Origin of the sequence: Bacillus sp. ISL-78 (assembly GCF_018613455.1) — a bacterium.
In the GTDB taxonomy this organism is placed as follows: Bacteria; Bacillota; Bacilli; order Bacillales; family DSM-1321; genus Peribacillus; species Peribacillus frigoritolerans.
Map to the genome: position 1 here is coordinate 78,949 of NZ_JAGGQC010000026.1, position 26,090 is coordinate 105,038.

The 26,090-nt window shown below is 42.0% G+C and carries 26 protein-coding genes and 1 pseudogene; 8 read left to right on the plus strand and 19 right to left on the minus strand.

What is annotated here, in order from left to right:
- Positions 1-32: 32 nt before the first annotated feature.
- From J7I96_RS21260 to J7I96_RS21270, 3 genes and pseudogenes are all read right to left on the minus strand, one after another.
- Positions 33-301, minus strand: a pseudogene (locus tag J7I96_RS21260) (phosphonate ABC transporter permease); the annotation flags it as partial.
- A gap of 182 nt (positions 302-483) precedes the next feature.
- Positions 484-753, minus strand: a complete 270-nt coding sequence (locus tag J7I96_RS28890; RefSeq protein ID WP_396020125.1) for a UTRA domain-containing protein — start codon at positions 751-753, stop codon at positions 484-486.
- A gap of 264 nt (positions 754-1,017) precedes the next feature.
- Complete coding sequence (locus J7I96_RS21270) at positions 1,018-1,902, minus strand: PHP domain-containing protein (protein ID WP_214924453.1); 885 nt, start codon at positions 1,900-1,902, stop codon at positions 1,018-1,020.
- Positions 1,903-2,763: 861 nt separating this feature from the next.
- On the opposite strand from J7I96_RS21270, the gene guaC reads away from it, so the two are divergent.
- On the plus strand, positions 2,764-3,747 hold the full coding sequence (gene guaC / locus J7I96_RS21275; RefSeq protein WP_214770870.1) for a GMP reductase: 984 nt from the start codon (positions 2,764-2,766) through the stop codon (positions 3,745-3,747).
- A gap of 51 nt (positions 3,748-3,798) precedes the next feature.
- Here guaC and J7I96_RS21280 read toward each other — a convergent pair whose 3' ends face one another.
- Complete coding sequence (locus tag J7I96_RS21280) at positions 3,799-4,140, minus strand: zinc ribbon domain-containing protein YjdM (protein WP_214924456.1); 342 nt, start codon at positions 4,138-4,140, stop codon at positions 3,799-3,801.
- A gap of 155 nt (positions 4,141-4,295) precedes the next feature.
- On the opposite strand from J7I96_RS21280, the gene J7I96_RS21285 reads away from it, so the two are divergent.
- From J7I96_RS21285 to J7I96_RS21300, 4 genes are all read left to right on the plus strand, one after another.
- Positions 4,296-4,985 carry a response regulator transcription factor gene (locus J7I96_RS21285; RefSeq protein ID WP_054400643.1) on the plus strand — a complete coding sequence of 230 codons (690 nt, stop codon included), beginning with the start codon at positions 4,296-4,298 and terminating at the stop codon, positions 4,983-4,985.
- A complete protein-coding gene (locus tag J7I96_RS21290) occupies positions 4,982-5,986 on the plus strand; it encodes a sensor histidine kinase (RefSeq protein WP_214924459.1) in 1,005 nt (334 codons plus the stop codon). Before J7I96_RS21285 ends, J7I96_RS21290 begins: the two co-directional genes overlap by 4 nt.
- A gap of 100 nt (positions 5,987-6,086) precedes the next feature.
- Entirely contained in the window at positions 6,087-6,848 is a 762-nt protein-coding gene (locus J7I96_RS21295; protein WP_048689374.1) for an ABC transporter ATP-binding protein, read from the plus strand.
- A complete protein-coding gene (locus tag J7I96_RS21300; RefSeq protein WP_214924462.1) occupies positions 6,838-8,784 on the plus strand; it encodes an FtsX-like permease family protein in 1,947 nt (648 codons plus the stop codon). The genes J7I96_RS21295 and J7I96_RS21300 overlap by 11 nt, the downstream gene beginning before the upstream one ends.
- 181 nt (positions 8,785-8,965) lie before the next feature.
- Here the strand turns inward: J7I96_RS21300 and J7I96_RS21305 are convergent, their stop codons facing one another.
- The 7 genes from J7I96_RS21305 to J7I96_RS21335 form a co-directional block, all read right to left on the minus strand.
- Complete coding sequence (locus J7I96_RS21305) at positions 8,966-9,103, minus strand: hypothetical protein (RefSeq protein ID WP_214924465.1); 138 nt, start codon at positions 9,101-9,103, stop codon at positions 8,966-8,968.
- Between the two features lie 80 nt (positions 9,104-9,183).
- The gene (locus J7I96_RS21310) at positions 9,184-10,248 is read right to left on the minus strand and encodes an NAD(P)/FAD-dependent oxidoreductase (protein ID WP_214924468.1); all 1,065 of its coding nucleotides are present in this window, start codon (positions 10,246-10,248) and stop codon (positions 9,184-9,186) included.
- Positions 10,249-10,455: 207 nt separating this feature from the next.
- Entirely contained in the window at positions 10,456-11,271 is an 816-nt protein-coding gene (gene phnX, locus J7I96_RS21315) for a phosphonoacetaldehyde hydrolase (RefSeq protein WP_214924487.1), read from the minus strand.
- Positions 11,268-12,362, minus strand: coding sequence for a 2-aminoethylphosphonate--pyruvate transaminase (gene phnW / locus J7I96_RS21320; protein ID WP_214924489.1), 1,095 nt, complete (start codon positions 12,360-12,362; stop codon positions 11,268-11,270). The genes phnX and phnW overlap by 4 nt, the downstream gene beginning before the upstream one ends.
- 25 nt (positions 12,363-12,387) lie before the next feature.
- A complete protein-coding gene (locus J7I96_RS21325) occupies positions 12,388-13,380 on the minus strand; it encodes an extracellular solute-binding protein (protein WP_214770859.1) in 993 nt (330 codons plus the stop codon).
- 13 nt (positions 13,381-13,393) lie between these two features.
- Positions 13,394-15,010 carry an ABC transporter permease subunit gene (locus J7I96_RS21330; protein WP_214924493.1) on the minus strand — a complete coding sequence of 539 codons (1,617 nt, stop codon included), beginning with the start codon at positions 15,008-15,010 and terminating at the stop codon, positions 13,394-13,396.
- Positions 15,003-15,755, minus strand: coding sequence for an ABC transporter ATP-binding protein (locus tag J7I96_RS21335; RefSeq protein WP_048689392.1), 753 nt, complete (start codon positions 15,753-15,755; stop codon positions 15,003-15,005). Before J7I96_RS21335 ends, J7I96_RS21330 begins: the two co-directional genes overlap by 8 nt.
- 228 nt (positions 15,756-15,983) lie before the next feature.
- Here J7I96_RS21335 and J7I96_RS21340 point away from each other — a divergent pair, with 228 nt between their 5' ends.
- Positions 15,984-16,742 (plus strand): DeoR/GlpR family DNA-binding transcription regulator, encoded by a 759-nt coding sequence (locus J7I96_RS21340; protein ID WP_214770854.1) that lies wholly within the window; start codon positions 15,984-15,986, stop codon positions 16,740-16,742.
- Between the two features lie 811 nt (positions 16,743-17,553).
- Here the strand turns inward: J7I96_RS21340 and J7I96_RS21345 are convergent.
- The 4 genes from J7I96_RS21345 to J7I96_RS21360 all read right to left on the minus strand — a co-directional run bounded on the left by J7I96_RS21345 (position 17,554) and on the right by J7I96_RS21360 (position 20,208).
- Positions 17,554-18,030 (minus strand): methylated-DNA--[protein]-cysteine S-methyltransferase, encoded by a 477-nt coding sequence (locus J7I96_RS21345; RefSeq protein ID WP_214770851.1) that lies wholly within the window; start codon positions 18,028-18,030, stop codon positions 17,554-17,556.
- 29 nt (positions 18,031-18,059) lie between these two features.
- Positions 18,060-18,632, minus strand: a complete 573-nt coding sequence (locus J7I96_RS21350; protein ID WP_214770849.1) for a bifunctional transcriptional activator/DNA repair enzyme AdaA — start codon at positions 18,630-18,632, stop codon at positions 18,060-18,062.
- Positions 18,633-18,655: 23 nt separating this feature from the next.
- Positions 18,656-19,426: an isocitrate lyase/PEP mutase family protein gene (locus J7I96_RS21355; protein WP_214770847.1), complete on the minus strand. Its 771-nt coding sequence runs from the start codon at positions 19,424-19,426 to the stop codon at positions 18,656-18,658.
- A gap of 431 nt (positions 19,427-19,857) precedes the next feature.
- Complete coding sequence (locus J7I96_RS21360) at positions 19,858-20,208, minus strand: hypothetical protein (RefSeq protein ID WP_095394273.1); 351 nt, start codon at positions 20,206-20,208, stop codon at positions 19,858-19,860.
- Positions 20,209-20,732: 524 nt separating this feature from the next.
- On the opposite strand from J7I96_RS21360, the gene J7I96_RS21365 reads away from it, so the two are divergent.
- Positions 20,733-20,954 carry a DeoR family transcriptional regulator gene (locus J7I96_RS21365; RefSeq protein WP_034309346.1) on the plus strand — a complete coding sequence of 74 codons (222 nt, stop codon included), beginning with the start codon at positions 20,733-20,735 and terminating at the stop codon, positions 20,952-20,954.
- An 84-nt stretch (positions 20,955-21,038) separates the two neighbouring features.
- Here the strand turns inward: J7I96_RS21365 and J7I96_RS21370 are convergent, their stop codons facing one another.
- Positions 21,039-21,761, minus strand: a complete 723-nt coding sequence (locus tag J7I96_RS21370; RefSeq protein ID WP_034309348.1) for a pseudouridine synthase — start codon at positions 21,759-21,761, stop codon at positions 21,039-21,041.
- A gap of 123 nt (positions 21,762-21,884) precedes the next feature.
- The gene (locus tag J7I96_RS21375) at positions 21,885-23,486 is read right to left on the minus strand and encodes a putative polysaccharide biosynthesis protein (protein ID WP_214770845.1); all 1,602 of its coding nucleotides are present in this window, start codon (positions 23,484-23,486) and stop codon (positions 21,885-21,887) included.
- Between the two features lie 205 nt (positions 23,487-23,691).
- Between J7I96_RS21375 and J7I96_RS21380 the strand changes: the two genes are divergently transcribed.
- A complete protein-coding gene (locus tag J7I96_RS21380) occupies positions 23,692-24,957 on the plus strand; it encodes a BaiN/RdsA family NAD(P)/FAD-dependent oxidoreductase (protein WP_034309353.1) in 1,266 nt (421 codons plus the stop codon).
- 173 nt (positions 24,958-25,130) lie between these two features.
- Here J7I96_RS21380 and J7I96_RS21385 read toward each other — a convergent pair whose 3' ends face one another.
- Both J7I96_RS21385 and J7I96_RS21390 read right to left on the minus strand, forming a co-directional pair.
- Positions 25,131-25,385 (minus strand): MGMT family protein, encoded by a 255-nt coding sequence (locus J7I96_RS21385; protein ID WP_053537337.1) that lies wholly within the window; start codon positions 25,383-25,385, stop codon positions 25,131-25,133.
- A gap of 78 nt (positions 25,386-25,463) precedes the next feature.
- On the minus strand, positions 25,464-26,024 hold the full coding sequence (locus tag J7I96_RS21390) for an MEDS domain-containing protein (RefSeq protein WP_214924507.1): 561 nt from the start codon (positions 26,022-26,024) through the stop codon (positions 25,464-25,466).
- Positions 26,025-26,090: the final 66 nt, after the last annotated feature.

Genomic DNA, 26,090 nt, shown 5'->3' on the forward strand with positions numbered 1-26,090 from the left:
TTGGCAGAGTCCATATTTCCCTAGCCAGCATTTTAGTATCCAGATGATACTTTTAGTTTCCTTTTGATTTGTGTTGCGAAGATTTCAAGACAGATTGCGATGATCAGGATAAAATAAGTGATTGATCCATTTCACTCAAGTCAAAGTAAAATCCACATGCCATGTACATATCGAAGCCGATTCCTCCTGCACCTGCCACTGCAAAATTGATTTCAAAGCGCATGCACGTCCACGAAATGATATAAGTGATCGAAGATGGAATGATGACTTGGATCACGATCTGCCACCAATTCGCTCCGCTTCTTGGCTACACTATTCAAATTTCGTGCTTGAATCGTGAATTCGGAGCATTTACTCGTGAGTTTCGTACCTTTACTCGTGAATTCAGAGCATTTACTCGTGAGTTTCGTACTTTTACTCGTGAATTCGGGGCATTTACTCGTGAGTTTCGTACTTTTACTCGTGAATTCATTGCATTATTTACTAGTGAATTCGATCGATATTACTCCGCTTATCCCGGCATAATGATTCCACTTGCAAAAGTGGAATCAAACTTGAACACTGCAAAATATCCCGTTCGAAAAGAGTGGGGAAAAACACATTCAGCGTGCTCCTGCTGGATCCGAACTCTACAAAGCCAAGCTGCCGATAATATTGAAACATGGTGGGTATATCCGGACCGTCCTTTTCTATTTCAGGAAATGTTGATTTTGCTACAAAAGATGTATGAAGAGCGATCGGGAAATCGGCCATTAACCTAAGCCTGACAATTTTAAAGACCTTTTTTTCCGCCAACAAAAATCCCCCTTTACATATAATTTCCTTGTTACTGTCAGTGTAATGAGTAAATATGAAGCTATCATGGTTTTCTTGTAAAAAAAAAGTCCTGGTCAATTACCAGAACGAAAGGAAGTACTTATTTTTGTCGATCCTTTTACATACAATACCTTGCATGTTCATTCTCAAATTCATAACCCAGCATGTAAGCATGCCGCTTTCACAGCAAAGTTCCTGGTTTCATAGGTCTATATTTTTCAATACCACATCATTGATGGCCATGCTTTTTTTCCTTAATTTCAAAGCATTCACACATTCCGTTCCAGGGCTCATACTGCCAAGCCGAATCGGCTTTTTCCCATAATCCCCATGAAAATCGGATCCTCCTGTTTTAATGAGATTATATTGATCTGCATAAGAAATCGCTATTTCCTCTTCTGCATGACCATGATGCGGGTGAAGAACTTCAATCCCTTCAAGCCCTGCTTTTACAAGATCAGGGATAATTTCGAAGCTCCCGTATTGTCCAGGGTGAGCAAGGACCGGGACGCCTCCGGCAGCACGAATCGCCTTCACAGCCAGTATGGCATCCACATACTCCAAAGGAATAAAGGCAATGCCCGGCTCTTCCCCATTTTGGCCGCGGCTGAAGATTTTTCTATACAAATCCCCATAGATAGAATCCGTATACCCCGATTCCCGAAGCGCCAGCATAATATGCTGTTTATAAACACCGGTTCCTCCCCTGAATTTAGATACCTGTTCCCAAGTTATTCGATAACCTGCATGAATCAGCCGTTCCACCATTTTTTCAGAAGCTGCATTCCTCTTTTCAATCATTGGATTACATAAATCCTCAAGGGCCTTATGACCAGGCTCAACAAAATAGCCCAAAATATGTACACGCCTTCCTCTTGCAAAGTCATAACCGGATACTTCGATACCAGGGATGATTTCAATTCCTATCTCCTTACCCCGTTCCACCATCTCTTGCAATCTCATGGTTGTATCGTGATTCGTAATCGCTAAATGGCCAACGCTCTCCCTTTTTGCAACCTCCAATAGTTCTTCAAAAGAACTGGAACCATCTGAAACGTTCGTATGACAATGTAATTCAACCTTCATGCCAATCCCCCCATTCTTATTCGTTTCCCATTTTCATTTTAACTTAGTGCCATGCCGGTCAACGTTAAGATGATGTAAAAAAACGTAAAGGTGTAAAAGTCGTCCCGATTGGTGAAAATACTTAAGTATTTCAAGCAGTAGACAAAAAAATTCCAGTTGATTTCAGAAATGCGCTCCCATTCCGCCGACTGGCTGCCAGGCCGTATCAAAGTAAACGTCTCCGGGTTCTCGGCTAGCCCGTTATTCCGCAGGAGTGTCGCACATTTCTTCCATCCCATAAGGAGTACAGGAAAAAACATGAAGGATAAACTGGTCTTAAACATGGTTCGGAATGTACCAGCCTGGTTTTTCTTTTAGAAAATTCCAGTTGATTGGAACGAAAGGCGCGAGACTCCTGCGGGAAAAGCGTGTCTAGGGGAGACCCCGCAGGCGCAAGGCGACGAGGAGGCTCCCCGACCGCCCGCGGAAAGCGAGTGCCTGGAGTGGAAATCAACGGTTCTATTTTACAAACCTACAAAAAACTATTGGCAAAAGGAGTTTTCCTAAATTTCAAACAAAGTTGATTGGAATGGGTGTTCGAGACTCCTGCGGGGAAGCTTGGCATGGGAGACCCCGCAGGCGTGCCTAGGAGGCGCCCGCCCGCGGAAAGCGAAAGCCTGAAATGGAAATCAACGTTCCAAAGTAACATGTTCATTCATCCTTTTCAGCTCCCATTCTGTTGGATTTTCCATCAAATTGAAATAAAATCAGAACAAAACCAATTAAAATTTTGACTTACTGTCAAAAATGATGTACATTACCTAATGGGCGAACAATTTTTATTAAAAAAGACAAAAATATTCGTATATAGAGGTGCATAACATGGAAAACGTGTTTGATTATGAAGATATTCAATTAATTCCTGCAAAATGTGTAGTAAATAGCCGTTCTGAGTGTGATACATCCGTTACTTTAGGTAAACATACATTCAAGTTACCTGTAGTACCTGCCAATATGCAAACGATCATTGATGAAAAGATTGCCATTTACTTGGCTGAAAACGGTTACTTTTATGTAATGCATCGTTTTGAACCAGAAAAACGACTGGCTTTCATTAAAGACATGCATTCAAGAGAATTGATCGCTTCCATCAGTGTCGGCGTTAAAGAAGAAGAATACGGATTCATCGAACAATTATCGAATGACAACATTGTTCCTGAATACATTACGATAGATATTGCGCACGGACATTCCAATGCCGTGATAAGAATGATACAGCATATTAAAAAACATTTACCTGAAAGTTTTGTCATTGCAGGAAATGTGGGAACTCCTGAAGCGGTACGTGAATTGGAACATGCCGGTGCGGATGCTACAAAGGTGGGCATTGGACCAGGGAAAGTATGCATCACTAAAATCAAGACTGGATTTGGAACGGGCGGCTGGCAATTAGCTGCACTTCGCTGGTGTGCAAAAGCGGCAAGCAAGCCAATCATCGCTGACGGCGGCATTCGCACAAACGGTGATATTGCCAAATCAGTTAGATTCGGAGCTTCAATGGTCATGATCGGTTCACTATTTGCCGGACATGAAGAATCTCCAGGTCAAACGATCGAGAAAGATGGAAAGGCCTTTAAAGAATACTTTGGTTCAGCTTCTGAATTCCAAAAAGGTGAAAAGAAAAACGTTGAAGGCAAAAAGATGTTTGTCGAGCACAAAGGATCTTTGGAAGATACGTTGAAGGAAATGGAACAAGATCTTCAGTCATCCATTTCATATGCAGGCGGTACCAAGTTGGAAGCCATAAGGAATGTGGATTATGTGGTCGTTAAGAATTCAATCTTTAACGGTGACAAAGTTTATTAAGATGTAATCTAAAGAAACGGCCTAATCAATGGATTAGGCCGTTTTTTATCATTACCCCTTTTTAACAAATTGGGATTTTAATTTCATTGCACCAAAACCATCTATCTTACAATCAATATCATGATCTCCATCAACTAGACGGATGCTTTTGACTTTAGTGCCCATTTTTAAGACGGATGAGCTCCCTTTCACTTTAAGATCCTTGATTACCGTAACGGTATCACCATCGTTCAAGGCATTTCCATTAGCATCTTTGATGACCTTCTTTTGATCACCATTTTCCGTTTCCGCTTCCACCGTCCATTCATGGGCGCATTCCGGGCAAACTAAAAGACTGCCGTCTTCGTATGTATATTCTGAATCACATGCAGGGCAATTAGGAAAATCAGGCATAAATTCACTTCCTCCATTCATTATGCCAATTTTAATATAATAATGGTTTACACACAACCAGCAGGCTGTACCTCCCTTGTCCCTCCCTTCCTCTAGAACCTATAAAGGTTTTACTATATACTTTTAAGAAAAAGCTGGAAAGTGCGGTGAACCCATTGTTTAAACTATTATTGATAGAAGATGATACGACGTTATTCAATGAAATTAAAGATAGATTGGCGCAATGGTCTTATGATATTTACGGAATCGGCGATTTTAGTAAAGTGGTTCAGGAATTCACGGACATAAAACCTGATTTGGTCATCATTGATATACAGTTGCCGAAGTTTGACGGATTTCATTGGTGCAGAATGATCCGGGCCCATTCCAATGTTCCCATCATCTTTTTATCATCACGTGATCATCCTACGGACATGGTGATGTCCATGCAGCTTGGAGCTGATGATTTCATCCAGAAGCCTTTTCATTTCGATGTACTCATCGCGAAGATACAGGCCACCCTTCGCCGTGTCTATAATTACAATACGGAAAAGATCGAATTGAAAACGTGGTGCGGCGCCACCGTGGATTACGAGAAGAACACGGTTTCGGCCGAGACGGGCACAATCGAATTGACGAAAAATGAAATTTTCATCTTGAAAAAGCTCATTGAACAGAAAAACAAGATCGTAAGCCGCGAAGAATTGATCAACAGTTTATGGGATGACAAACGTTTCATAAGCGATAACACCCTTACAGTGAATGTGAACCGTTTACGAAAGAGGTTGGATGAACTAGGTCTAGGGCATTTTATCGAAACCAAAGTCGGACAGGGCTATATCGCCGTGGAAGAGGCAAATGCATGATCAGGAAATATCTCGTGGAAAGGTTCAGCTGGATCATATTCTACATACTTCTTCATCTATTCATTATCTTTGTCGCTTACCTTGATTCGGCCATTCCGTTAAAGCCAATACTGTATATTGTTTTTTTATCATTGCTCATGTTCAGTATGTTTTTGATTTTTCGCTATAAAAAGGAAACCTACTTTTATAAAAGTTTAGAAGCACGGGAAGACAACCTGGATATAACGAATATAGCCGAACCAGAGAGCCCTTTCGAAAGAATCATAGAAAACTGCATCATTAACCAAACCGAATTATTGAAGCGATCCGCAGCAACCGGTCAAATGACTTTAGAGCAGGAGAAGGATGAATTATTATCTTGGATTCATGAAGTGAAGACACCATTGACGGCGATGCATTTAATGATTGACCGCTTGGATGATGAATTGCTGAAATCACACTTGACCTATGAGTGGCTGCGCATTCATCTTCTTCTTGATCAGCAGCTCCATCAAAGGCGCATGCCTTTCATCGAAAATGATTTGTATATAGAGAAAACCGATTTGGAAACAATAATCTTTGATGAGATTAAAACGCTGCGGTCATGGTGCATGCAAAAAGGAATCGGCTTCGACATCCAATTGGATGTAACCGAAGTGCTTAGTGATGCCAAGTGGCTGGCCTTCATCATGAGGCAGCTTTTGACCAACTCCATTAAATACAGTGAAAATTCAGATATCATGATATATAGCCATGAGCAAGCCGGCCAAACGGTTCTGGAAGTGCAAGACTCTGGACGGGGCATTGACCCAAAGGATTTATCCCGCATATTTGACAAAGGATTTACATCCACGACAAATCACCGTGACAGTGCGGCAACCGGCATGGGTCTATATTTAACCAAGAATGCGGCCGAACCCCTGTTCATCTCCATTAATGTGAAATCAGAGGTTGGAACCGGGACGACCGTTACCTTGACCTTCCCAAAAAGAAATGATTTCGTGAATATCACAAGCATGTGACAAAAGTGTCACATGCTTTTATTCTTTGTTCGTCCAAACGAAGGAAAAGAAATACATGGCCTTTTATAATGAGGATATAGAAAAAAAGGAGTGTATCCAAATGAATATATTAGAAGCGAAAAAAATCCATAAAAGCTATGGTAATAAATTCAATAAACAAGAAGTATTAAAGGGTCTTGATATAAGCATACAAGAAGGTGAATTCGTAAGTATCATGGGTGCCTCCGGTTCAGGAAAAACAACTTTGCTGAATGTCCTTTCCTCAATCGATAAAATCAGCAACGGCACCATTACGATCGATGGTAAAGAGATATCAGGGATGAAAGAAAAGAATTTGGCCGAATTCCGTAAGAACCACTTGGGCTTCATTTTTCAGGAATATAACCTATTGGACACATTGACTGTCAAAGAAAATATCCTTTTGCCCTTATCCATTACAAAAACGCCCAATAATGAAGCGGCACAAAAGTTTGATAGCGTGGCGAAGGAACTGGGCATATATGAAGTGAAGGATAAATACCCAAATGAAATTTCCGGCGGTCAAAAACAGCGTACGTCTGCAGCACGGGCTTTCATCCATGATCCAAGCATCATTTTTGCGGATGAACCGACTGGGGCGCTTGACTCCAAATCAGCTTCCGATTTACTGAACAAACTGAGCGAAATGAATAAAAAGCACAAAGCGACCATCATCATGGTAACCCATGATCCCGTGGCCGCCAGTTATTGCAGCCGAGTCATTTTCATTAAAGACGGACAAATCTATACCCAATTGAATAAAGGTGAAGAATCAAGACAAACTTTCTTCAAGGACATCATGAAAACACAAGGTGTATTGGGAGGAGTTCAAAATGAGCATTAATCAACTCATCCTGCGAAATCTGAAGAAGAATCTGAAGAATTATTATCTGTATGTGTTTGCCTTGGTCTTCAGCGCTTCCCTTTACTTTGCTTTCGTCACCTTGCAATATGACCCAGCGCTGGATGAAGCGGAGGGTACGGTGAAAGGGGCCGCCTCCATCAAGGCAGCATCGATCCTGCTTGTCGCGATCGTTTCCATATTCCTTTTATATGCCAATAGCATTTTCATTAAAAGACGCAGTAAAGAAATTGGCCTATTCCAATTGATAGGCATGACGAAGAACAGGATATTCCGTATCCTGAGTGTGGAAAACCTGATCCTGTATTTCTGTTCCGTATTCCTGGGAATCTTTGTAGGGTTTGCCGCTTCAAAATTGATCATCATGATCCTATTTAAAATAATGGGTGTCGAGGCAATCGCGACGCTAAACTTTTCTTTTCAGCCGCTAGTGCAAACCTTGCTCGTTTTTAGCGCCATCTATCTATTAATCATGTTGATGAATTATGCCTTCATTAAAAAGCAAACCATTCTATCATTATTTAGAGTGACTTCCATGACGGAAGGAAAAGTGAAAAAAGTTTCCATGGTCGAAATGATCACCGGGATATTCGGAATCATCCTGATCATTGCTGGCTATGTCATTTCATCCAAATTATTCGATGGAGCATTTACACAGATGACCGAGCTTTTCATGGTCATGATCGTCATTCTGGCAACCGTCATCATCGGTACCTACCTATTCTATAAAGGATCCGTAAGCTTCATCTTTAATATCGTCCGTAAAAAGAAAAATGGCTATTTGAACATCAATGAAGTATTGTCCCTTTCATCCATCATGTTCCGGATGAAATCGAATGCGATATTATTGACGATCATCACGACCGTTTCCGCTCTGGCGATCGGGTTATTATCATTAAGCTATATCTCCTACTACTCAGCGGAGAAAATGGCACAAAGCAGTATCCCTACCGATTTTTCGATGACGGATATGGGAGATGCGGATACATTCAAAGAGGCTTTATCAAACAGTAAAATTGATTATGACGAAAAGGTCATAGATGTCATTCAGGTAAATGTCAATGTAAAGGAAATAATGGAAACGAGCCTTGAAGGAATGAACTTCGATCCGGACATCATGACCGTTCCCGTCATCAGTGATGAATCCGTTAAAGGAATCAACCTCGCTGAAGATGAGACCCTTTTCAGCGGCTATAGTAATATGATGGAGCAGGTCATATCCTTGAAGGATTCCGGAAAGATTGAACTGAAAGGCAAGAATGAAGCGATTCCGCAAACATATATGGGATTGAAAGATGATACGTTCCTGCACTATTACTTCACGAATGGCGGATTGCCCGTTGCCATTGTAGACCAAACAATATTCGACCGTTTGAAAAAGGACATCGACCCGAAAATCCAAAAAGTATCATCCGTTAATATTGGCATTGATGTGAAGGATGAAGCTGAACTTGAAAAAGCGAATGATTTATTCAAAAAAATGAGTTTTAAAGAAGAACATGTGAATGATTCCCAATTGGAAATGTTCAATACCCAGAAGAAGAATATGGGTCTTATCATGTTCATCGTCGGCTTCTTGGGATTAACTTTCCTCATCACATCCGGCTGCATCCTGTATTTCAAGCAAATGGATGAAAGTGAAGGGGAAAAATCCAATTATACGATTTTAAGAAAACTGGGATTCACGCGTGGTGACTTACTAAGAGGAATCCAAGCGAAACAAGTTTTCAATTTCGGCATTCCATTAATCGTCGGTCTGCTTCACAGTTATTTTGCAGTCCAATCAGGATGGTTCTTTTTCGGGACCGAAGTTTGGGCACCGATGATCATCGTCATGGCATTATATACGGCATTGTATTCGATTTTCGGAATCCTATCCGTATTTCATTACAAGAAGGTCATCAAAGAATCTCTATAATTTCGAAGATACTAAAAGCTCCAGGGCCAATGAGGCCCTGGAGCTTTTAAACTGTAGAAAAAATCGAATAAAAGTGATTTCCACTCCAGGCACTCGCTTTTCCCGCCTGAGTTTCGAACACCCTCTCCAATCAACTGGAATGTTTTTTCAGAAAAAATGTAGGCAAACTGCAACGAACAGATTATACAAACCCTGAAAGAAGTTCCAGCTGCTTTCGGAAATCAGCTCCATTTCCATCCTGCCAAGCATCCAGCGAGTCTTTGGCTAGCCAGTTAATCGGCAGGAGTGTCGCCCCCCTTTTCACTCCAATGGGATCCATACATAAAAAAGTAAACCATGGCGGAAATCATCATGGTTTTAGGTGGGACAATTCGAACAGCTGTCAGTTTCCGTTTCCCTTTAAAGTACCCCAGCCGGTTTCATCATTTCCTTGATCAATTCCCTGTTGCGCTTTTTAAAGATTTCATTATGGGAAGAAACCATTCCGACTCCGTGAGCGTCAGGCTGGATATATTGCTTTGCCTTGTTTACGGCATTTGCAGCATCTTGAAAGGTGCCTGCTATCAGGTTCAATTTACCTTCATGTTTAAGGATATCACCGGCTGCGTATATTCCATCCATCGAGGATTCACTTGCAGGAGTACCTTCAATATAATAGTTGTCGGCAATGGCAATGTCCACTTTACTATTTCGAAGCAGCGATGTATCACGCTCATAACCATGATTGATGATGACTTCATCGATCGGTAAGTAGGATACCTCTCCCGTTGCGTGATTCGTCAGTTCAACATGTTCAATTGATTCATGATCGTCGCAGGCGATCAATTTTGTAATCGTCGTATTCAAGAAACACACAGCAGAGCTTTCCATCAATTGCCTTGCTTGTGATTCATGTCCTGCCAAACTATCTTTCCTGTATGTCAGGTACATCTTTTTGGCGATGGGCTCTAATTCATTTGCCCAGTCTATTGCAGAATTCCCGCCGCCTGAAATGATCACCGTCTTATCCTTGAAACGATTGAAAGACTTGACAGTATAGTTTAAATTTGAGACTTCAAACCGTTCTGCCCCGTCTATTTCCAACTTTTGCGGATTCAGGATTCCGCCGCCAACCGCGACAATGATCGTCTTGGAAAAGTGCATTTGACCTGAAGCCGTATGTAAAACGAAGATGCTTTCTTCATTACGTGTGATTGATTCCACTTTCTCATTCAAGACGACTGTTGGATTGAATGTTAAACCTTGCTCCACTAGCTGCTCGATTAATTTTTCCCCTGTAGTGGGTGTCAGCCCTCCTACATCCCAAATCATTTTCTCTGGATAGACATGAATTTTCCCGCCCAGCCGTGGCTGGTATTCAATCAGCTTAACTTTCATTTCTCTAAGTCCGCTATAAAAAGTGGAGTAAAGACCTGCTGGCCCTCCCCCAATAACCGTTACATCAAATAAATCCTGCTGTTCCATCTACGTCCACTCCCCGGTAATCAAGTGTGATTGATTATCATTCTCATTTAATCGTACACTCTTTTCTCACTTTTTACAATAAGCAGTCGAGTTAAATTTCAAAAAAAACGATGCATTCTGCACGTATGTATGAAGTTGAAAAAAAGTGCAGCCATCCTTCATCCCTGCTCAAGGATGAAAGTTGCTGCACTTTCTTTGTGATGAATGTTAGTTTGAACGAGGTCTTTTCCCGTCCGCTATAAGAAGGTTAATATGATCTATGAGTTCAGGTAGTTCCTCCATCGTTTTGATGGTAAAGTCTGCCCCGTTTTCCAAAAAGATATGTGCCGTTTTAGAGATGAGATCTTGTTTATCTTTTTCTGGCAAACTTGTATACTCATCCAAACTCAATCCCATCTCAGAGCTTCCGACAATGACTCCGACCGACCATACTCCAGCATTCACCCCCTCTTGCATATCGGAAGTGGTATCGCCTACCTTCACCACCTTCCATGATGCCGCTAATTTCAATTTTTCCATATTCCGATAGATCATGTAAGGATATGGCCTTCCAATCGAATGGGTTGCATCCGGGGTTACATGGAAATCCGGCCCATACCCTTTTTTCAAAGCATTTACTGTGACGACCTCCATCATTGTATCGGTATATCCCGTTGTCGACCCAATCTTCAGGCCGCGATTCCTTAATGCTTCCACCGTCTCGATAACCCCTGGAATGGGATCTGTATAATCCGCCAATGACATCATCAGCGCCGGTTCGAATTCAGCATATAGTCTTTCAACGTCTTCCTCATTGGATGGCCTTCCGTATTGCTCCTCCCATAACGAGGATATCCTTGGCATGGTCAGCATCGCACGAATATGGTCGATTTTCAGCATGCCCATCGGAGCTCTGGCTTCCTCCATCGTCACGCCCAGTCCAGCATTCTTAAAAATATCCACAAAAACATTCACTGGTGCAAAACATCCAAAATCCACTGCTGTTCCAGCCCAATCCAAGATGATTCCTTCTACCTTATTCATACTGTCACCACTTTCATATATTTTTCGACGATCCTGCCTAGTTCCTCGATATCTTCTTCATGGATTTCGCCAATATTGCCGATCCGGAATGTATCGATGTCAGTCAGCTTTCCGGGGTAAATTACGTAACCCCTCTCTTTGATGAAATTGTAGAAGTCCCCAAAATCAAAGGTTTCAGTTGAAAAAAGGAAAGTTGTAATGATAGGCGATTGTTTATCAGGTGAGATGTATGCATGGATGCCCAGTTTCCCCATCAGCTCCCTCAGCCTATCATTATTATTTTTATAACGGGTGAATCTGGCTGGGATGCCGCCTTCTTCCGTTAATTCTTCCAGCGCTTTAGCAAACGCGGCCACTACATGTGTTGGAGATGTGAAACGCCATTTCCCATCCTTGTCCATTTCTTTCCACTGGTCATATAAATCCAGGGACAAACTGCGGGCATTGCCTTCACAAGCCAACAATTTCTCAAGCTTTGCAATGACAAAGCCAAAACCAGGGATTCCTTGAATGCATTTATTCGCACTGCTGATCAAATAATCAATTCCGAGTTCTGGCACATTCATCTCCACTCCGCCAAAGCTGCTCATCGCATCAATGATCAAGGATTTCCCTTGTTCGTTTGATATCCTCGAAACCATCTCTATCGGATTTAAAATCCCTGTCGTCGTTTCACAATGAACCATCGCTATATGTGTAATGTCACGATCAGCCAGTAAAATGTTCCGGATTTCAGCTTCCTTTGGATATTCATTGAACTCAACGCCATATTCAACATGATTCAGACCAATGCACTCCGCCATTTTTACAATCCGTTTTCCATATGCTCCATTCGTAATGATCAGCACTTTATCGGATTTTGAAAGTGCAGTCGTCAGTACGGATTCTACAACAAACGAGCCGCTTCCCTGCATAAGTACAGCTGTATATTCTCCGTTTGCAGCATATGCCAGTTCAAGAAGCTGGGATCTGATTTTTTGTGTGATTTCTTTATAATCATTTTCCCACGTGCAGCGGTCAACAAGCATTTCCTGTTTCACCGTACTTGTAGTGGTCAGCGGTCCAGGCGTCAATAGTTTATACGTATTCATTTTCCTTCACTCCTCACTGTATTCATCATTGTGCTGATTTAAAGAACTCTTGATGCTGTTTCAATAATTCAACCGTTAGGGGCTGCCTGTATTTCTTAGGGTGGGCCGGTTTGTTCTTTTCCGTTACCTTTTCACCTTCATAAAGTGCAACAGGGTAATGTTTCAGCAATTCTTCTCTAGCATCTTTACTGATCGTTTCTGCCATTTTCATCGCCAAGCTTGTTTTAGCTTCATTATCTTTATTCACGACAGCCACGGATTCCGTGTAGGAGAAATTCCCCTCAACCGGATCGACGAACTTGATCGGTAAGCCTGACTCTTTAGCCATCACAGCTTGGTAGCGTAAACCAAAACCGGCAGCCACTTCCCCTGCTTGAACTTTATTGATCGGGCCTGAACCTGAGCTCTCAAGATGCGGACCGCTATTCGCTATTAAGTCATGAAGAACCTTTTTGCCCTCTGCGTCACCATATTGACTGATTATTGCTTGAACTAACAGCCACCCTGTTGAAGAGTCCAGGATGTTAGGAATTGAAACGAACCCTTTATAATCCGGCTTTGTTAAATCCTTAATCGAGGCAGGCATCGGCAGGCCTTTTTGTTTAAGCACTTCTGTATTCACAAAAATGGAACCTGTATTTGCCAAAATCGGTGTGTAATAGGCTGGGTTTTTTTCCAATGCTTTCGTACTGAATGACAGGTCCTTGAACATGGAGTGCTGTTCCTGTGCGCTTTCAATGAAATAGGAACTCATCGTCACGACATCAGCCTCGATTTCATCTCCTTCTGCCAACAGTTTCCCGCCTAATTCGGAAGTGCCTAATGATTGAAGGACATATTTCCCTTCGTATCCGGCATCTTTCAGGGAAGTCTCCATTGCGGCAGTGGCTTCTTCATCGCCATTCGTATAAATGACCACCTTTTCCTCATCCGCTTTGCCGCTATTACGGCCCACCAATACAAATACCAAACTTAAAGCAATTAAAGAAAGTAAGGCTATCTTCAACGTTTTAGACATAATATCCCCCTCATTAATGTTTGAATTGTCTTTTTTGATAATGATCACAAAGCAGCTTCACGATCAGGTTTGTAAAAAAGATAAGTAAAGACAGGATGAATATTTCATTGAATTTGGCAAAATGCTGAAGTTCTTTAATTTTGCTGGCCACTAATGTGGTTTGGGCCGTGACCAAAAAGATGATTCCGCTGATCGTCACCATACTATTGATGAAATAGTAGCTGAACATCTCGATCACCGTAGATGCCGAGTTAGGCAGGATGACACGATAGATTGTCCCGATCCAGCTATCCCCCAATAAATTCCCGGTGGTTTCCCAACCAGGGTTCATTTTGGATAAAGAGTTCTTTGCCATTAAATAGGGTGTCGTAAAGAAGTGGACCATGTTACATAGAATGATGATGGCAAAGGTCCCCTTCCAACTGCTGCCGTTGAACAGCAGCAAATACGATAAACCCAACACCATTCCCGGTACTGTATTCGTCAACATCGAAATGACATCCATTGATGATTTCCCCTTAAGGGGCGTCCTGACATTCAAGACCGCCGAGCTAAAGGCGACGAACGTTCCCAGTACGGCCGTCATCAAGGCAACGAATAAGGAGTTTTTATAAACTGCCGTTAAATCGCTCGATTGGAATGTGTCGATAAAATGCTTTAAGGTGAACGAGAGATCGTAAGGGAAACTAGTTAAAAATGGTGCAATGAACATGACTGCAAATACAGAAAACATTCCTATTAAGACCAGTAGCGAGATACTTCCAAAACAGATATCCCTCCCTTTGTGCTGCGTCAATTCAATATCGCTGAACTTGTCATAATGAAAATTAAGTTTTTCCAGATAGTTTAATAGGAAAACACTGAATACTACCGGAATGAGCATGAGAATGGCAATGACTGCCCCATTATTGAAATCAGGGATGGAACCCAGCATGACTTGATACAATTGCGTCGCAACGACGGAGTAGGTCCCGCCGACCGAAGCCGGTATCCCAAAGTCGGTGAAGCTCAAGATGAAGGAAAGTACAAAAGATCCACCTAAAGTTCCTGACAATGGCCTTATGATCGTATTCAAGAAACTTCTTATCGTTCCGTCACCCATCAATTTTGAAACGATGATGAACTTTTTATCCATGTATTTGAAGGAATTATTAATGAGAAGAAAAGCTGATGGCAATGTATAGATCACATAACCTATCAATAATCCATTAAATCCATATATATCGAATAGATTTCTTCCAAAAATCTTCGTCATGATTCCTTGATTGCCGAAAGAGTAGATGATCGCAAACCCGAATGTGATTGTCGGAAGCAGCATCGGAATAAGGATCCCGGTTTTAATTACACCTTTTAATGGCCTATAAACCTGTGTGCAATGGATGGAATAGGCCAGGAAAAAGGCTAAAATGGTCGTAATGACGGCTGTGAGTCCCGAAATTTTCACGCTGTTTCCAAATGACTTCATCAGCTCTGCATTGGAAAGGACCGTTAGATAATTCGAGAGATTGATTCCATCAGCCGTTTCAAAAGAACGGACGAACAACATGCCAAGCGGCAAGAAAAGAAAAGCGGCAAATAGCAGTAAGATAGGTATATAAATGACTCTCATTGCCGGTTTTACATCAGGCATACTTTTCACCGAATAAGTTATAAATATTTTCTCTCTTGATCTCCAATTGTTTAAGAATGAATTCCTTAACAAAATCATTGGCTGGCTGATTGATGATTTCTTGAGGCGATCCAAATTGAGAAATATTCCCTTGATTAATGATCAAAATCTTATCCGACATCGTCAAAGCTTCTTCCGGGTCATGAGTCACTATGATGGTCGTCAACTTAAATTCGCGGGCAATGGATTTGATGCGTTCCTTTATCGATTCCTTGATAACACCATCCAAAGCACTCAGCGGCTCATCAAGCAAGAGGATCTTCGGCTTCATTACAAGAGTCCTTGCGATAGAAACCCTTTGTTTCTGACCCCCTGATAATTCGCTGATCCTTTTTTTCAAATGCGGCGTTAATTCCAGGAAATCGATGTATTCCTGAAGCTCTTCCTTGGAAACGGATCCCTTCCTGTTCCTCAATCCATAAACGATATTTTCATAGGCATTCAAATGCGGGAAAAGAGCGTAATCCTGGAAAACGATATTAAATCCCCGGTCTTTCATGGGCACGTTACTCAAATCGGTATCATTGAAAATGATTTTTCCATGATTGATGCCCGTCAAGCCCAAAATTATATGTAATAAAGTAGTTTTACCGCTTCCACTTGGTCCTAATAGTGAAACGATCTCCCCTGTTTTAATTTCAAGATTTATATGATCCAAAACTGATTTCCCATCGAATTGCTTGCTAATATTTTGTAGTTTTAGCAAACCGTTCACCTCCTTTAATACACCCTTAGTATAAAAGCCCTTTGTAAACCGAATTTGGGATTTTTGTAAATACTCTGTAAATATTGAACATCTTTTTACTAAATCAATACCAACTTTTGACCAACTAATGATATTTTCATCATCTATATGTTGAATATGTTCGCAGTAAACAGTACACTTAAACTGAATATCAGGAAGATAGATATGAAGAATAGGCGGGTGTAACTTATGCTTCCTCTTGAAAGGCAAAAGAAGATCATCGAGTTATTAACGATTAGAAAAGTGATGAAGATTGCCGAACTTACTGAAGAAATGCAAGTTTCCATCGAAACCATCAGAAGGGATATAAACCTTCTTACAAGGCAAGGAAAAATTGAAAAGATCTATGGCGGCGTTAAGCTGGTTCAATCGAAGTTTGGAGAATCGACGATAGATGAACGGATGTTCAGTCAATTAGAAGAAAAAGAGTCCATCGCCCAAAAATGCAGTGAGTATATCGCCGATGGGGATTGCATTTATATCGATAGTGGTTCGACAACCTATCAAATCGCTAAATATATAAAACAGAAAAAGAAACTGACCGTAATAACCAGTTCGATCCCCGTTGTAAATGAGCTCATTCATAGCGATATCGAGATATTGATAATAGGGGGGAAAGTCAGGAGAAATGAACAATCCATCGTTGCATTTGATTACTTATTCAACTTCAGTGAATTGAATATTTCAAAGGCATTCATTTGTGCGAGCGGCATAACCGTTGAAAAAGGGATATCCGACTATAATTTAGAAGAAGCGAACACACGAAAAAAAATCATTGATTTATCCCAAGAAGTCTATGTTGCCGCTGACAGCTCCAAGTTCGGGAAAGACGTGACCATCGGGATATCGTCACTGGATAAAATCGATTACATCATTACTGACGAACATCTGCCTAAAGATTTCATCTCTTCGTTTAAAGAGATCGGCACACATTTGATTCTTTCTTAAAAGCAAGAAAAAACGGGAACTATACAATCGTATAATTCCCGTTTTTCAGTTTGTAGACAAAAGGGGTTCGGCGAATGCCAAATCCCTTTGGCCGAAGGACACTTTACAAATTTACAGGGTTTATCTTTGTCGAGCGCCTTCGTGAAATCAATAACTGCCGGACTAATTGATTTTAAAGGCATTCCCTTAATACAACGTTGATTTCCACTCCAGGCACTCGCTTTCCGCGGGCGGTCCGGGAGCCTCCTCGGCGCTCTTTGCGCCTGTGGGGTCTCCCCTGGACTCGTTTTTCCCGCAGGAGTCTCGTACCTTACGTTCCAATCAACTGGAACGTGTTTTAAAAGATAGAAATCCTTTTTTCCACAGTTTTTTTTGAGGCGGTGTAAAATTTTGATTTCGACTCCAGGCACTCGCCTTTCCGCGGGCAGTCCGGGAAGCCTCCTCGGCGCTCCTTGCGCCTGTGAGGTCTCCCCTGGACTCGCTTTTCCCGAAGGAGTCTCGTACCTTACGTTCCAATCAACTGGGATTTTCTAAAAGAAAAATCAGGCTGGTACATTCCAAACCATGTTTAAGACTGGTTTATCCTTCATGTTTTTTTCCTGTACTCCTTAATGGATGGATGAAATTTGCGACACTCCTGCCGAATAACGGGCTTGCAGAGACCCCACAGACGCTTGCTTTGATGAGGCTTGGCAGACAGTCGGCGGAAGAGGAACGGATTTCTGAAACAACTGGAACTTTAAATAAAAAACTGTGTCCTCCATCAATGGAGAGTGGCTCGGTGATTCCCATAATGTTGAGCCTAAGTACCTCAATTAAAATTCCTTTCATGCTGAAGGAGCCATTCCTTTCTCCACAAGCCACCCGCATAACCAGTTAATTTCCCATTTGAACCTATTATTCGATGACATGGAATCACGATGCTTAACTTATTTCTTCCATTAGCGCTCCCTACTGCCCTAATGGCTTTTTCATTACCGATTGAAACGGCGATGTCTTTATAGGAACCCGTGTTGGCGTACAGGATTCCTGTTAATGCGTTCCACACGTTTTTTTGGAAGTTGGTCCCTTCAAGTATATAAGGAAATGTAAATTCCCTGCGTTCACCTTTGAAATACTCATCAAGCTGACTAAAGCACTCCGCCAAAACCTTGGGCGTTTGCTCTTGCATAATATTTATCTTTATCTTCCTTTCAGCGAACAGTATGGAACAGATGGCATCATTCGTTCCTGATATCTCGATAACTCCAATCGGCGATTCATAATCTAGTTTATATAATTCACTCATATAAGGACCCCCATTTCTGTATATGCGGCTTACATTCGATTCTTAAGATTCATGTTGCGATATTCACTGGGAGTACAATTTTTCAAACGGCGAAATACTTTATAAAAGTTTGAAGGGCTTTGAAAGCCCACTTCAAGGCAAATCTCAAGATTCGTTAGACTTGTGCTTGTTAGAAGGTATGAAGCTTTATCCACTCTTATTTTTTCCAAGTACGAACGGGGAGTTTCTAATGTTTCCTTTTTGAACAGCCGCTCCAGATAATAGGAACTTACGCCGACATGATTGGCAATATCCTTTAATTCAACTTTTTGATTATACTGATTGACCAAGAAAGCGATGATATCCCTTACAAGTCCCAACTGAGGGGAATCATCAACTTCCGGTTGGCATCGTTTGCAAGCACGGAAACCGGCCTTTTCAACTTCATCAATGTCATGATAGAATTTCACATTTATTTTTTTCGGCTTCCTTGACCTGCAGGAAGGGCGGCAGTATATTTTAGTTGTCTTTACTGCGGTAAAGAATAATCCGTCATATTTAGGGTCGCAAGCAATGATTTTCGCCCACATTTCTTCAAAAGAAAGATTTATAGCAACAGCCATTATACTCCTCATCCTTTCAGGTTTTAGTTCCCATATAAATGTGAGGTGTCACTTAGCTCTACTATTCGTGCTGTATCTCGTTCTATCAATGCAATGGCTTTATCGAACAGGGCATTCCCGAAACTGATGCGTTTTACGCCTAATTCTTCAAGCTCCTTACCATTCGTCAATCCAGGCAAAGATAATACATTAAGGGGAGCACCTATATTCAAAGTGATTTCCTTTATTTCATCATGGTTCGTTAATCCAGGGATGAATATTCCACTGGCACCACTCTCCACATACGCTTTTGCCCGCTCTGCCGTTTCCGGGAAAGGATTATCTTTTTGAAAATAAGTATCTGTTCTGGCATTGATGTAAAAACCTTCATACCCATTATAATCCAAAGCTTCCCTTATTTTTAATAGCAGGCTGCAGTGTTGATATATATCTCTTAGCCCTTTTTGTTTTTTGAGGGAATCCTCAATATTGATCCCGGCTACACCGGCGTCTGCCGTCCTTAACACATTATCGACAACCTTTTCTGCGGTTTCACCATAGCCTGCTTCAATGTCCGCGGTGACGGGAATTTTTACATTATCCGCAATTAGTTTAATGATACTTAAATGTCTTTCAAAATCAATCACTTCGCCATCAGAATAACCCAGGGAGTTGGCAATTCCCCAGCTTGTCGTTCCAATCGCCTTAAATCCTGATTTCTCGAGAATCAAGGCCGACAATAGATCCCAGGCGTTCCCCAATATCAACAAGTCCTTCGAAAAGTGTAATTCATTGAATTCGTTAATCTTGGTCATTATAGATGCTCCTTAAATTCATTTGTCCTTATTCTAACAATCAGCCCAGCTCCAAATCGTCCTCATTCTTGCTCTTATGGTCCATTCAAACAATGATTGTGCTGGATACCCGTTTAACGGTTGCGGACAAATAAAAAAATGCCCTTTCATTCCGGGGCATTTCAGTTTATATACAAAAGGGTCCTATCTAAGGTTATTACAGAGTATTGTTTGAAACGGAAGGTACCGAGACGCCTGTGGGAAAAGCGTGTCTAAGGCAGACCCCGCAGTCGCCGAGGGCGGACCACCCGCGGAAAGCGAGTGCCCTACGTTCCAATCAACGTTCAAATTGTACAAACCCCTAAAAAAAATGTAGACAAATTCGATTTTCATCGAGTTTGTCTACATTCTTAAATGCCCTTTCATTCCGGGCATTTTCATGATCCAATTGATTAATTTACGAAAAGATATAACTTCCTATGATATTCCTCAAATGCCTGCTGGTCTTTTTCCGTGTAGTCCATCCACTTCACTTTCTTGCATCTTTCCTCTAATCTCTCATTCAGTTCATCTTCTATTTCATTCATGAAACGGATGATTTCCCCATAGGGCATATTGAAATGACGGGCTGCAAGCCTGGGCGGAGAATGCTTTACCAGCAATCTCATGAATTGATCGACCGTGTCCGCCTTCGATGCAAGATAATCTTCTTCGTTCACGATGAATTCATACACTTGTTTTTTGGCGCCAGAAAGTCTGGTTACTTCGTCGCGCAATAAAAACTCCATTAATCTATCGTTCATATGGCTCTACCTCGAATTGGTTTATATTTAAGTCCTCTTGGATATGTATGAAAAGTCTATACTGCCCGATACCTCATTATGACATCGTAACGGTTAGCCATCAAGCAATTCCTCCACTAACACATAAAGCGTAATAATTACGATTTAAGGACTGTTTTAAGTAAAATAACATGCATATGCTTTAAATGTCAACGTTTGTATTGTGTGCATAGTAAGCATTCTTTATTGGCAAAATAGGAGCATGAACAAATGGAACAACCCTTTATTAATTTTGTATAGGCAATGAGAATAATTTTGTTAAAATTTGATATAATAAATGTAATATTTAGTCAATTAGTATCTTTTCCTAGAATTTGCTTTTGCAAAGGGGTAGAATGAAGCTAATGACATCTTATTTTTTCTAATGTTTCCGAGGAGTTATAGGGTGGGTATAGCAAGTACATAGTGACAGCTGGAATGCTGTCCGACATATCGGTTGTTTTCATTTGTTCAAAATAACAATGAAAAGAATAAGGAGTGATTTTTTGAAACCTTCAACAAATCGCATGTTAACCCGTATTAAATCCGTTTATATGTTCATTAGCAATAACGGTACGGTTTCTACTCAAGAGCTTGTAGAAGAATTTGGCATCACTCCTCGAACTGTGCAGCGCGATTTAAATGTCTTAGCATACAATGACCTTGTTCAAAGCCCAAGCCGAGGCCTTTGGACGACAACAAGTAAAAAGGTGAAGATGTCATCGTAAAAAGAACGACCACCCGAACAAGATCGATATGTAAAATACTTTGAGGCGGGCAATATTATCCGCCTCATTTTTTGTGTCCAGCTATCATTCAGCCGGTTGGCCCGCCTTTAACTGTTCAAGCTCCTCCGCCGTCAACTCACGGTATTCACCAAGCTCGAGTTCCTCATCAAGCTGTAAACTCCCCATGGAAAGACGCTTTAGGTAGACGACACGTTTGCCAACGGCCTCAAACATCCGCTTCACCTGATGGAACTTCCCTTCCATGATCGTTAGCTCGATATCCGATGTCAGGCCTGATTTTAAAATGTTCAATTCTCCTGGTTTTGTTTCGTATCCATCATCCAAGGTCACTCCGTTGCGGAATGCCTCGATATCCCGTTCCGTCACTTCGCCATCAATGACCGCAAAATATGTTTTAGGGACATGTTTCTTTGGGGAAAGCAGTTGGTGGGCAAGCTTTCCGTCATTCGTGATCAGCAATAAACCTTCTGTGTCCTTATCAAGACGGCCTACAGGAAATGGCTCAAATACCGAATCTTCCGGCTCCAAGATGTCGATGACCGTTTCTTGGTAGTTATCTTCCGTTGCGGACAATACGCCCGGCGGTTTATTCATCATTAAATAAATGAATTCCCTGTATTCAACCCGTTCACCATGAACCGTCACGTTTTCCGTATCAGGGTCCACTTGTTCCTTCGGATCCTTAATCAGCCTTTCATTAACCTTGACGGCACCGGATTTCAGGAGCTTTTTCACTTCTTTCCTGCTGCCATAACCAATATTGGATAAAATCTTATCTATTCTCATCGTTTCCTCCTAAAGCCTTTTTCAGTAAAAAGCCTTGCCCACTTTAATGACAGGCAAGGCCAATATATTTTAATCGGGGATTCACCATTCAATACCCTTTTTTTTACACATCAAACTTCCAGCTTACAATCCTAATTTAGCTTTTAACCGATCGATCCGGGCACCGAACAAACGATGGGCAAGTTTGCTTTTCAAGGAAAGAGCCGCATAAACGAGCGCTCCAAAAATTGCACAAACGGCCACGATCAAAATCGCCTGGAAGCGCCCTTCCGTTGTAAGCCATAGCGATAGTAAACAGTTCATGCCCCAGGCAGCCAGTCCCATTATTATTGAAAAAACTGATATTAAAACAGATCTCCTGATGGTAAGGCTGTAACGATATCCAGTAAAGTAGGTAATGACATACAAATTCAGCAGCACTGCAGCCAAGTAACCGAATGCCGTAGCGTAAACGGATCCTTCCGTTTCAAACAACTTGATCAATGGGATATTCAAGCTCAATTTGATTAAAAAGCCCACAAGCAGGCTGAGCACTGTATATTTTTGCTGATTGATCCCTTGTAATACAGCTGCCGAAACGGAAAAAAGCGCAAACAAGATGGAAACGGGCGCATATGCCTTCAGGACACTGATTCCAAGTGGATCATGGCTGTAAAAGGCACTATAGATTGGATCGGCTAGTACAGACATGCCAACGACTGCCGGAATTGTAATGAACAACAAAATTTGAAAGGCTTGGTTCAGCTGGCGGTTGAATTCGTTTGAATCCTCGCTTACATATGCCTTCGTCACTGAAGGAAGAAGCGCCATCGAAAACCCGGTTGCAAGCGTCATCGGAATCAAGACAAGCTTCTGGGCATACACATTCAACACCCCTAGTGCATCCTCAGCAACATGCTGCAGCCCGATCGACGACATCGCCTTGTTGAAAGACAATAAGTCAGCCAACTGAAACATTGGCATCGCGATTCCGACGAATATGAAAGGAATCGACGAAAGGAATATTTCTTTATAAATCTCCTTCAGGGAAATTTCCATCGTTCCCCTGTCTTTCTTCATCAAGCTGTCCAAATATGGTTTTTGTTTTTTCCAATACCAAAATAACACCACTAACCCCCCGACAGCCCCGACCGTCGCCGCGAAGGTAGCTATTTGGATGGCTCTCACTAACTCTCCGTCAAGGACATTCAAAACAACATACACACCGGCCAAAAGGAACACGATGCGGACAATTTGTTCGACAACCTGGGAGATGGCCGTTGGTTCCATCGCTTCATGTCCTTGAAAGAAGCCGCGGATGATGCTCATGAACGGTACAAAAATCAAGGCGAAGCTGACTGCCCGAATGATCTCCGTGACATCCGCAGCATCTTCCGGATTGACCCCAAAGACTCCAGTAAACAGCGGGGCCATCGTATAGAGAATCAAAAAAGCGAGAAAACCGGTGATAACCATTAATTTCAGGCTCGATTTAAATAACTTCTCACCGACTGCGTATTCCTCGAGCGCATTGTACTTCGAGATGAATTTAGATACTGCAAGCGGCATGCCTGCCGTTGCAAAGCTAATGAAAATGGTATATGGAACGTACCCATATTGATAGAGGGTAGCCCCTTTATTCCCAACCATATGTTCAAATGGGATGACATAAAATAAACCAAGAACCTTGGAAATGATCGCTCCCAGCGTTAATATAAAAGCCCCTTTTAAAAACTTAGATGACATCTAATCCCTTCCTGCCTCTGTCAGTTACGTTTCACACGCTCTTTATCTTATCATATTAAAGTATTTTTTCTATAGAAAACTACATTCAAGTTTATCGTTTTCGAAGATAATACACAAACAAATAATTCCTTTTTTTCTACATTCGCAATCTGACGGGCTCTTGCTATATAATGAAGGGACTGAAAATGATAAAGTGGTGATCAATTTGAAATATGATGTAGTGGTAATTGGCGGCGGTCCTTCCGGATTGATGGCAGCAATAGCAGCCGGGGAAAAAGGTGCCCATGTATTGTTAGTGGATAAAGGCGAGAAGCTTGGAAGGAAACTTGCAATCTCGGGCGGGGGACGGTGCAACGTGACGAACAGGCTCTCAATCGATGAAATCATTCAGCATATCCCTGGAAACGGGCGATTTCTATACAGTGCTTTCTCAGAGTTCAATAATGAGGACATTATTCAATTCTTTGAAAAATTGGGCGTCGCTCTAAAAGAAGAGGACCATGGCCGGATGTTTCCTGTCAATGATAAAGCACAAAGCGTCGTGGATGCCCTTCTGACGCGCCTGTCGAATTTAAAAGTAACGATCTACAAGAACTCTCCCGTTGCGGAAGTTCTCTATGAACATGGAAAAACCAGCGGTGTCCGGTTAAAAGATGGCCAGACCATTGACACGGATGCAGTCGTGATTGCAGTCGGCGGGAAATCAGTTCCCCACACCGGTTCAACCGGAGACGGCTACGCATGGGCTAAAAAAGCGGGGCATACGATTACCGAATTGTTCCCGACTGAAGTTCCCGTACTTAGCCATGAAACATTCATTAAAGATCGAACACTTCAAGGTCTCGCACTTCGCGATGTTTCATTGAGTGTCCTTAACCCAAAGGGCAAGGCCCTGATCACACATAGAATGGATATGCTCTTCACCCATTTTGGCGTCTCCGGTCCAGCTGTTCTAAGGTGCAGCCAATTCGTCGTGAAAGCGATGAAGAAATGGAACCTGTCGGAAGTGACCATGAAACTCGATGCCCTGCCGGACCGAAACAAGGAAGAGGTTTTTCAAGACATCATGAAGGAAATAAAAGCCGAACCGAAAAAAGCCATTAAAAACACCTTAAAAGGTTTAGTTCCTGAACGATACCTTCACTTCCTGCTTGAGCGAAGCGGCATCGACCTTCAAGAGCAAGGGGCGACGATATCAAATGAAAAAATCCGCCGCTTTGCAGAATTATGCAAGGACTTCCAATTCGGGGTGCACGGCACCCAGCCGCTAGAAAAAGCCTTCGTAACGGGCGGCGGCGTATCCGTCAAAGAAATACATCCAAAAGAAATGGCATCCAAACTAATGGACGGACTGTATTTCTGCGGTGAAATTCTGGATATACACGGATACACAGGCGGTTACAATATCACATCGGCATTAGTAACCGGCAGGCTCGCCGGCATGAATGCTGCCATGTCTGCCCGTTCATAATCCGTAAAAGAGGCTGATCCGCTTGGATCAGCCTCTTTTACTGCGATTTCGTAAGCCTATACATCCATTCGGTGTTCGTTAGGCTTTGATTCTGGTGTAACTGCTGTTGTTTGGGCCTTCACTGTACTTTTTCGGCCGAGCCCGCTCCCTCCACTACTAGTCCGGCTAGGCGTTTAAAATATTTCTGGATGATAACGATATGCTTCGAGGTCAATGGTATTCCGTCCCGTGAACGTGATGCCTTCACTCTCGAGCATCGCCTTCTGGTGTTCTGCAGCGCCCTCCGCTTTTATGCCGATTTCACCTTTGGCATTGATTACCCGGTGCCAAGGAAGGTCATGTTTTTTACTGCTAGAATGAAGGATCCTTACGACCTGCCTTGCACCGCGCGGACTTCCGGCGAGCTGTCCTATTTGACCATATGTCATCACTTTACCGGAGGGGATTCGTTGTATGATATGAATGACCCGTTCAGTAAAACTTTCCAAATACCTCGCCCCTTTATTCTATCCGTTTGCTAAAATCGTGATTATTTCATCGGTAATCAGGATTCCATGATGCTTGATCAAGTTTGTTTTAAGCTCGGCAGGCACTCTGCAGTCATCGTATGCACATACAGAAATCAATCCTCTTTCCTGGATCAATTTGTCGATCCCTTTTTCATATTCGCCTATCGCAAAGCTGACTTGATCGTCATGGCCCCATTCAACATGGCCCCAAGTCCGAATGTGCTGATTGCTTTTGGTGAATGCATCGATATTTTCCAAGAAATAATTAACCATCGTCGAAGGTTGGAAGTCTCCATGAAAACAATAAAAATCAAAATTATTGATAAGATGCACTTGCTCCAATTGCTCCTCATTTAAATGAACCTGCAATTTCTTGTACACGAAAGGAAAGATACGGTCGTTTTCGACGACCAGGATATGGTCTCCCTGTTGAACACCGGTAATGATGAAAGTTGCCTCATTTTCAATGTAGGCTTCCAATTCATTAAAACAGTATAAAATATGGCCACCATCCGATTGCTGTATATTTTCTATTAGTTGTTTCATTTTATTATCCAAAATGGATCTCTCCTTTAAATACACCTGTCCGCACTATGTATTATGTATAACTTTACCCATTATCTC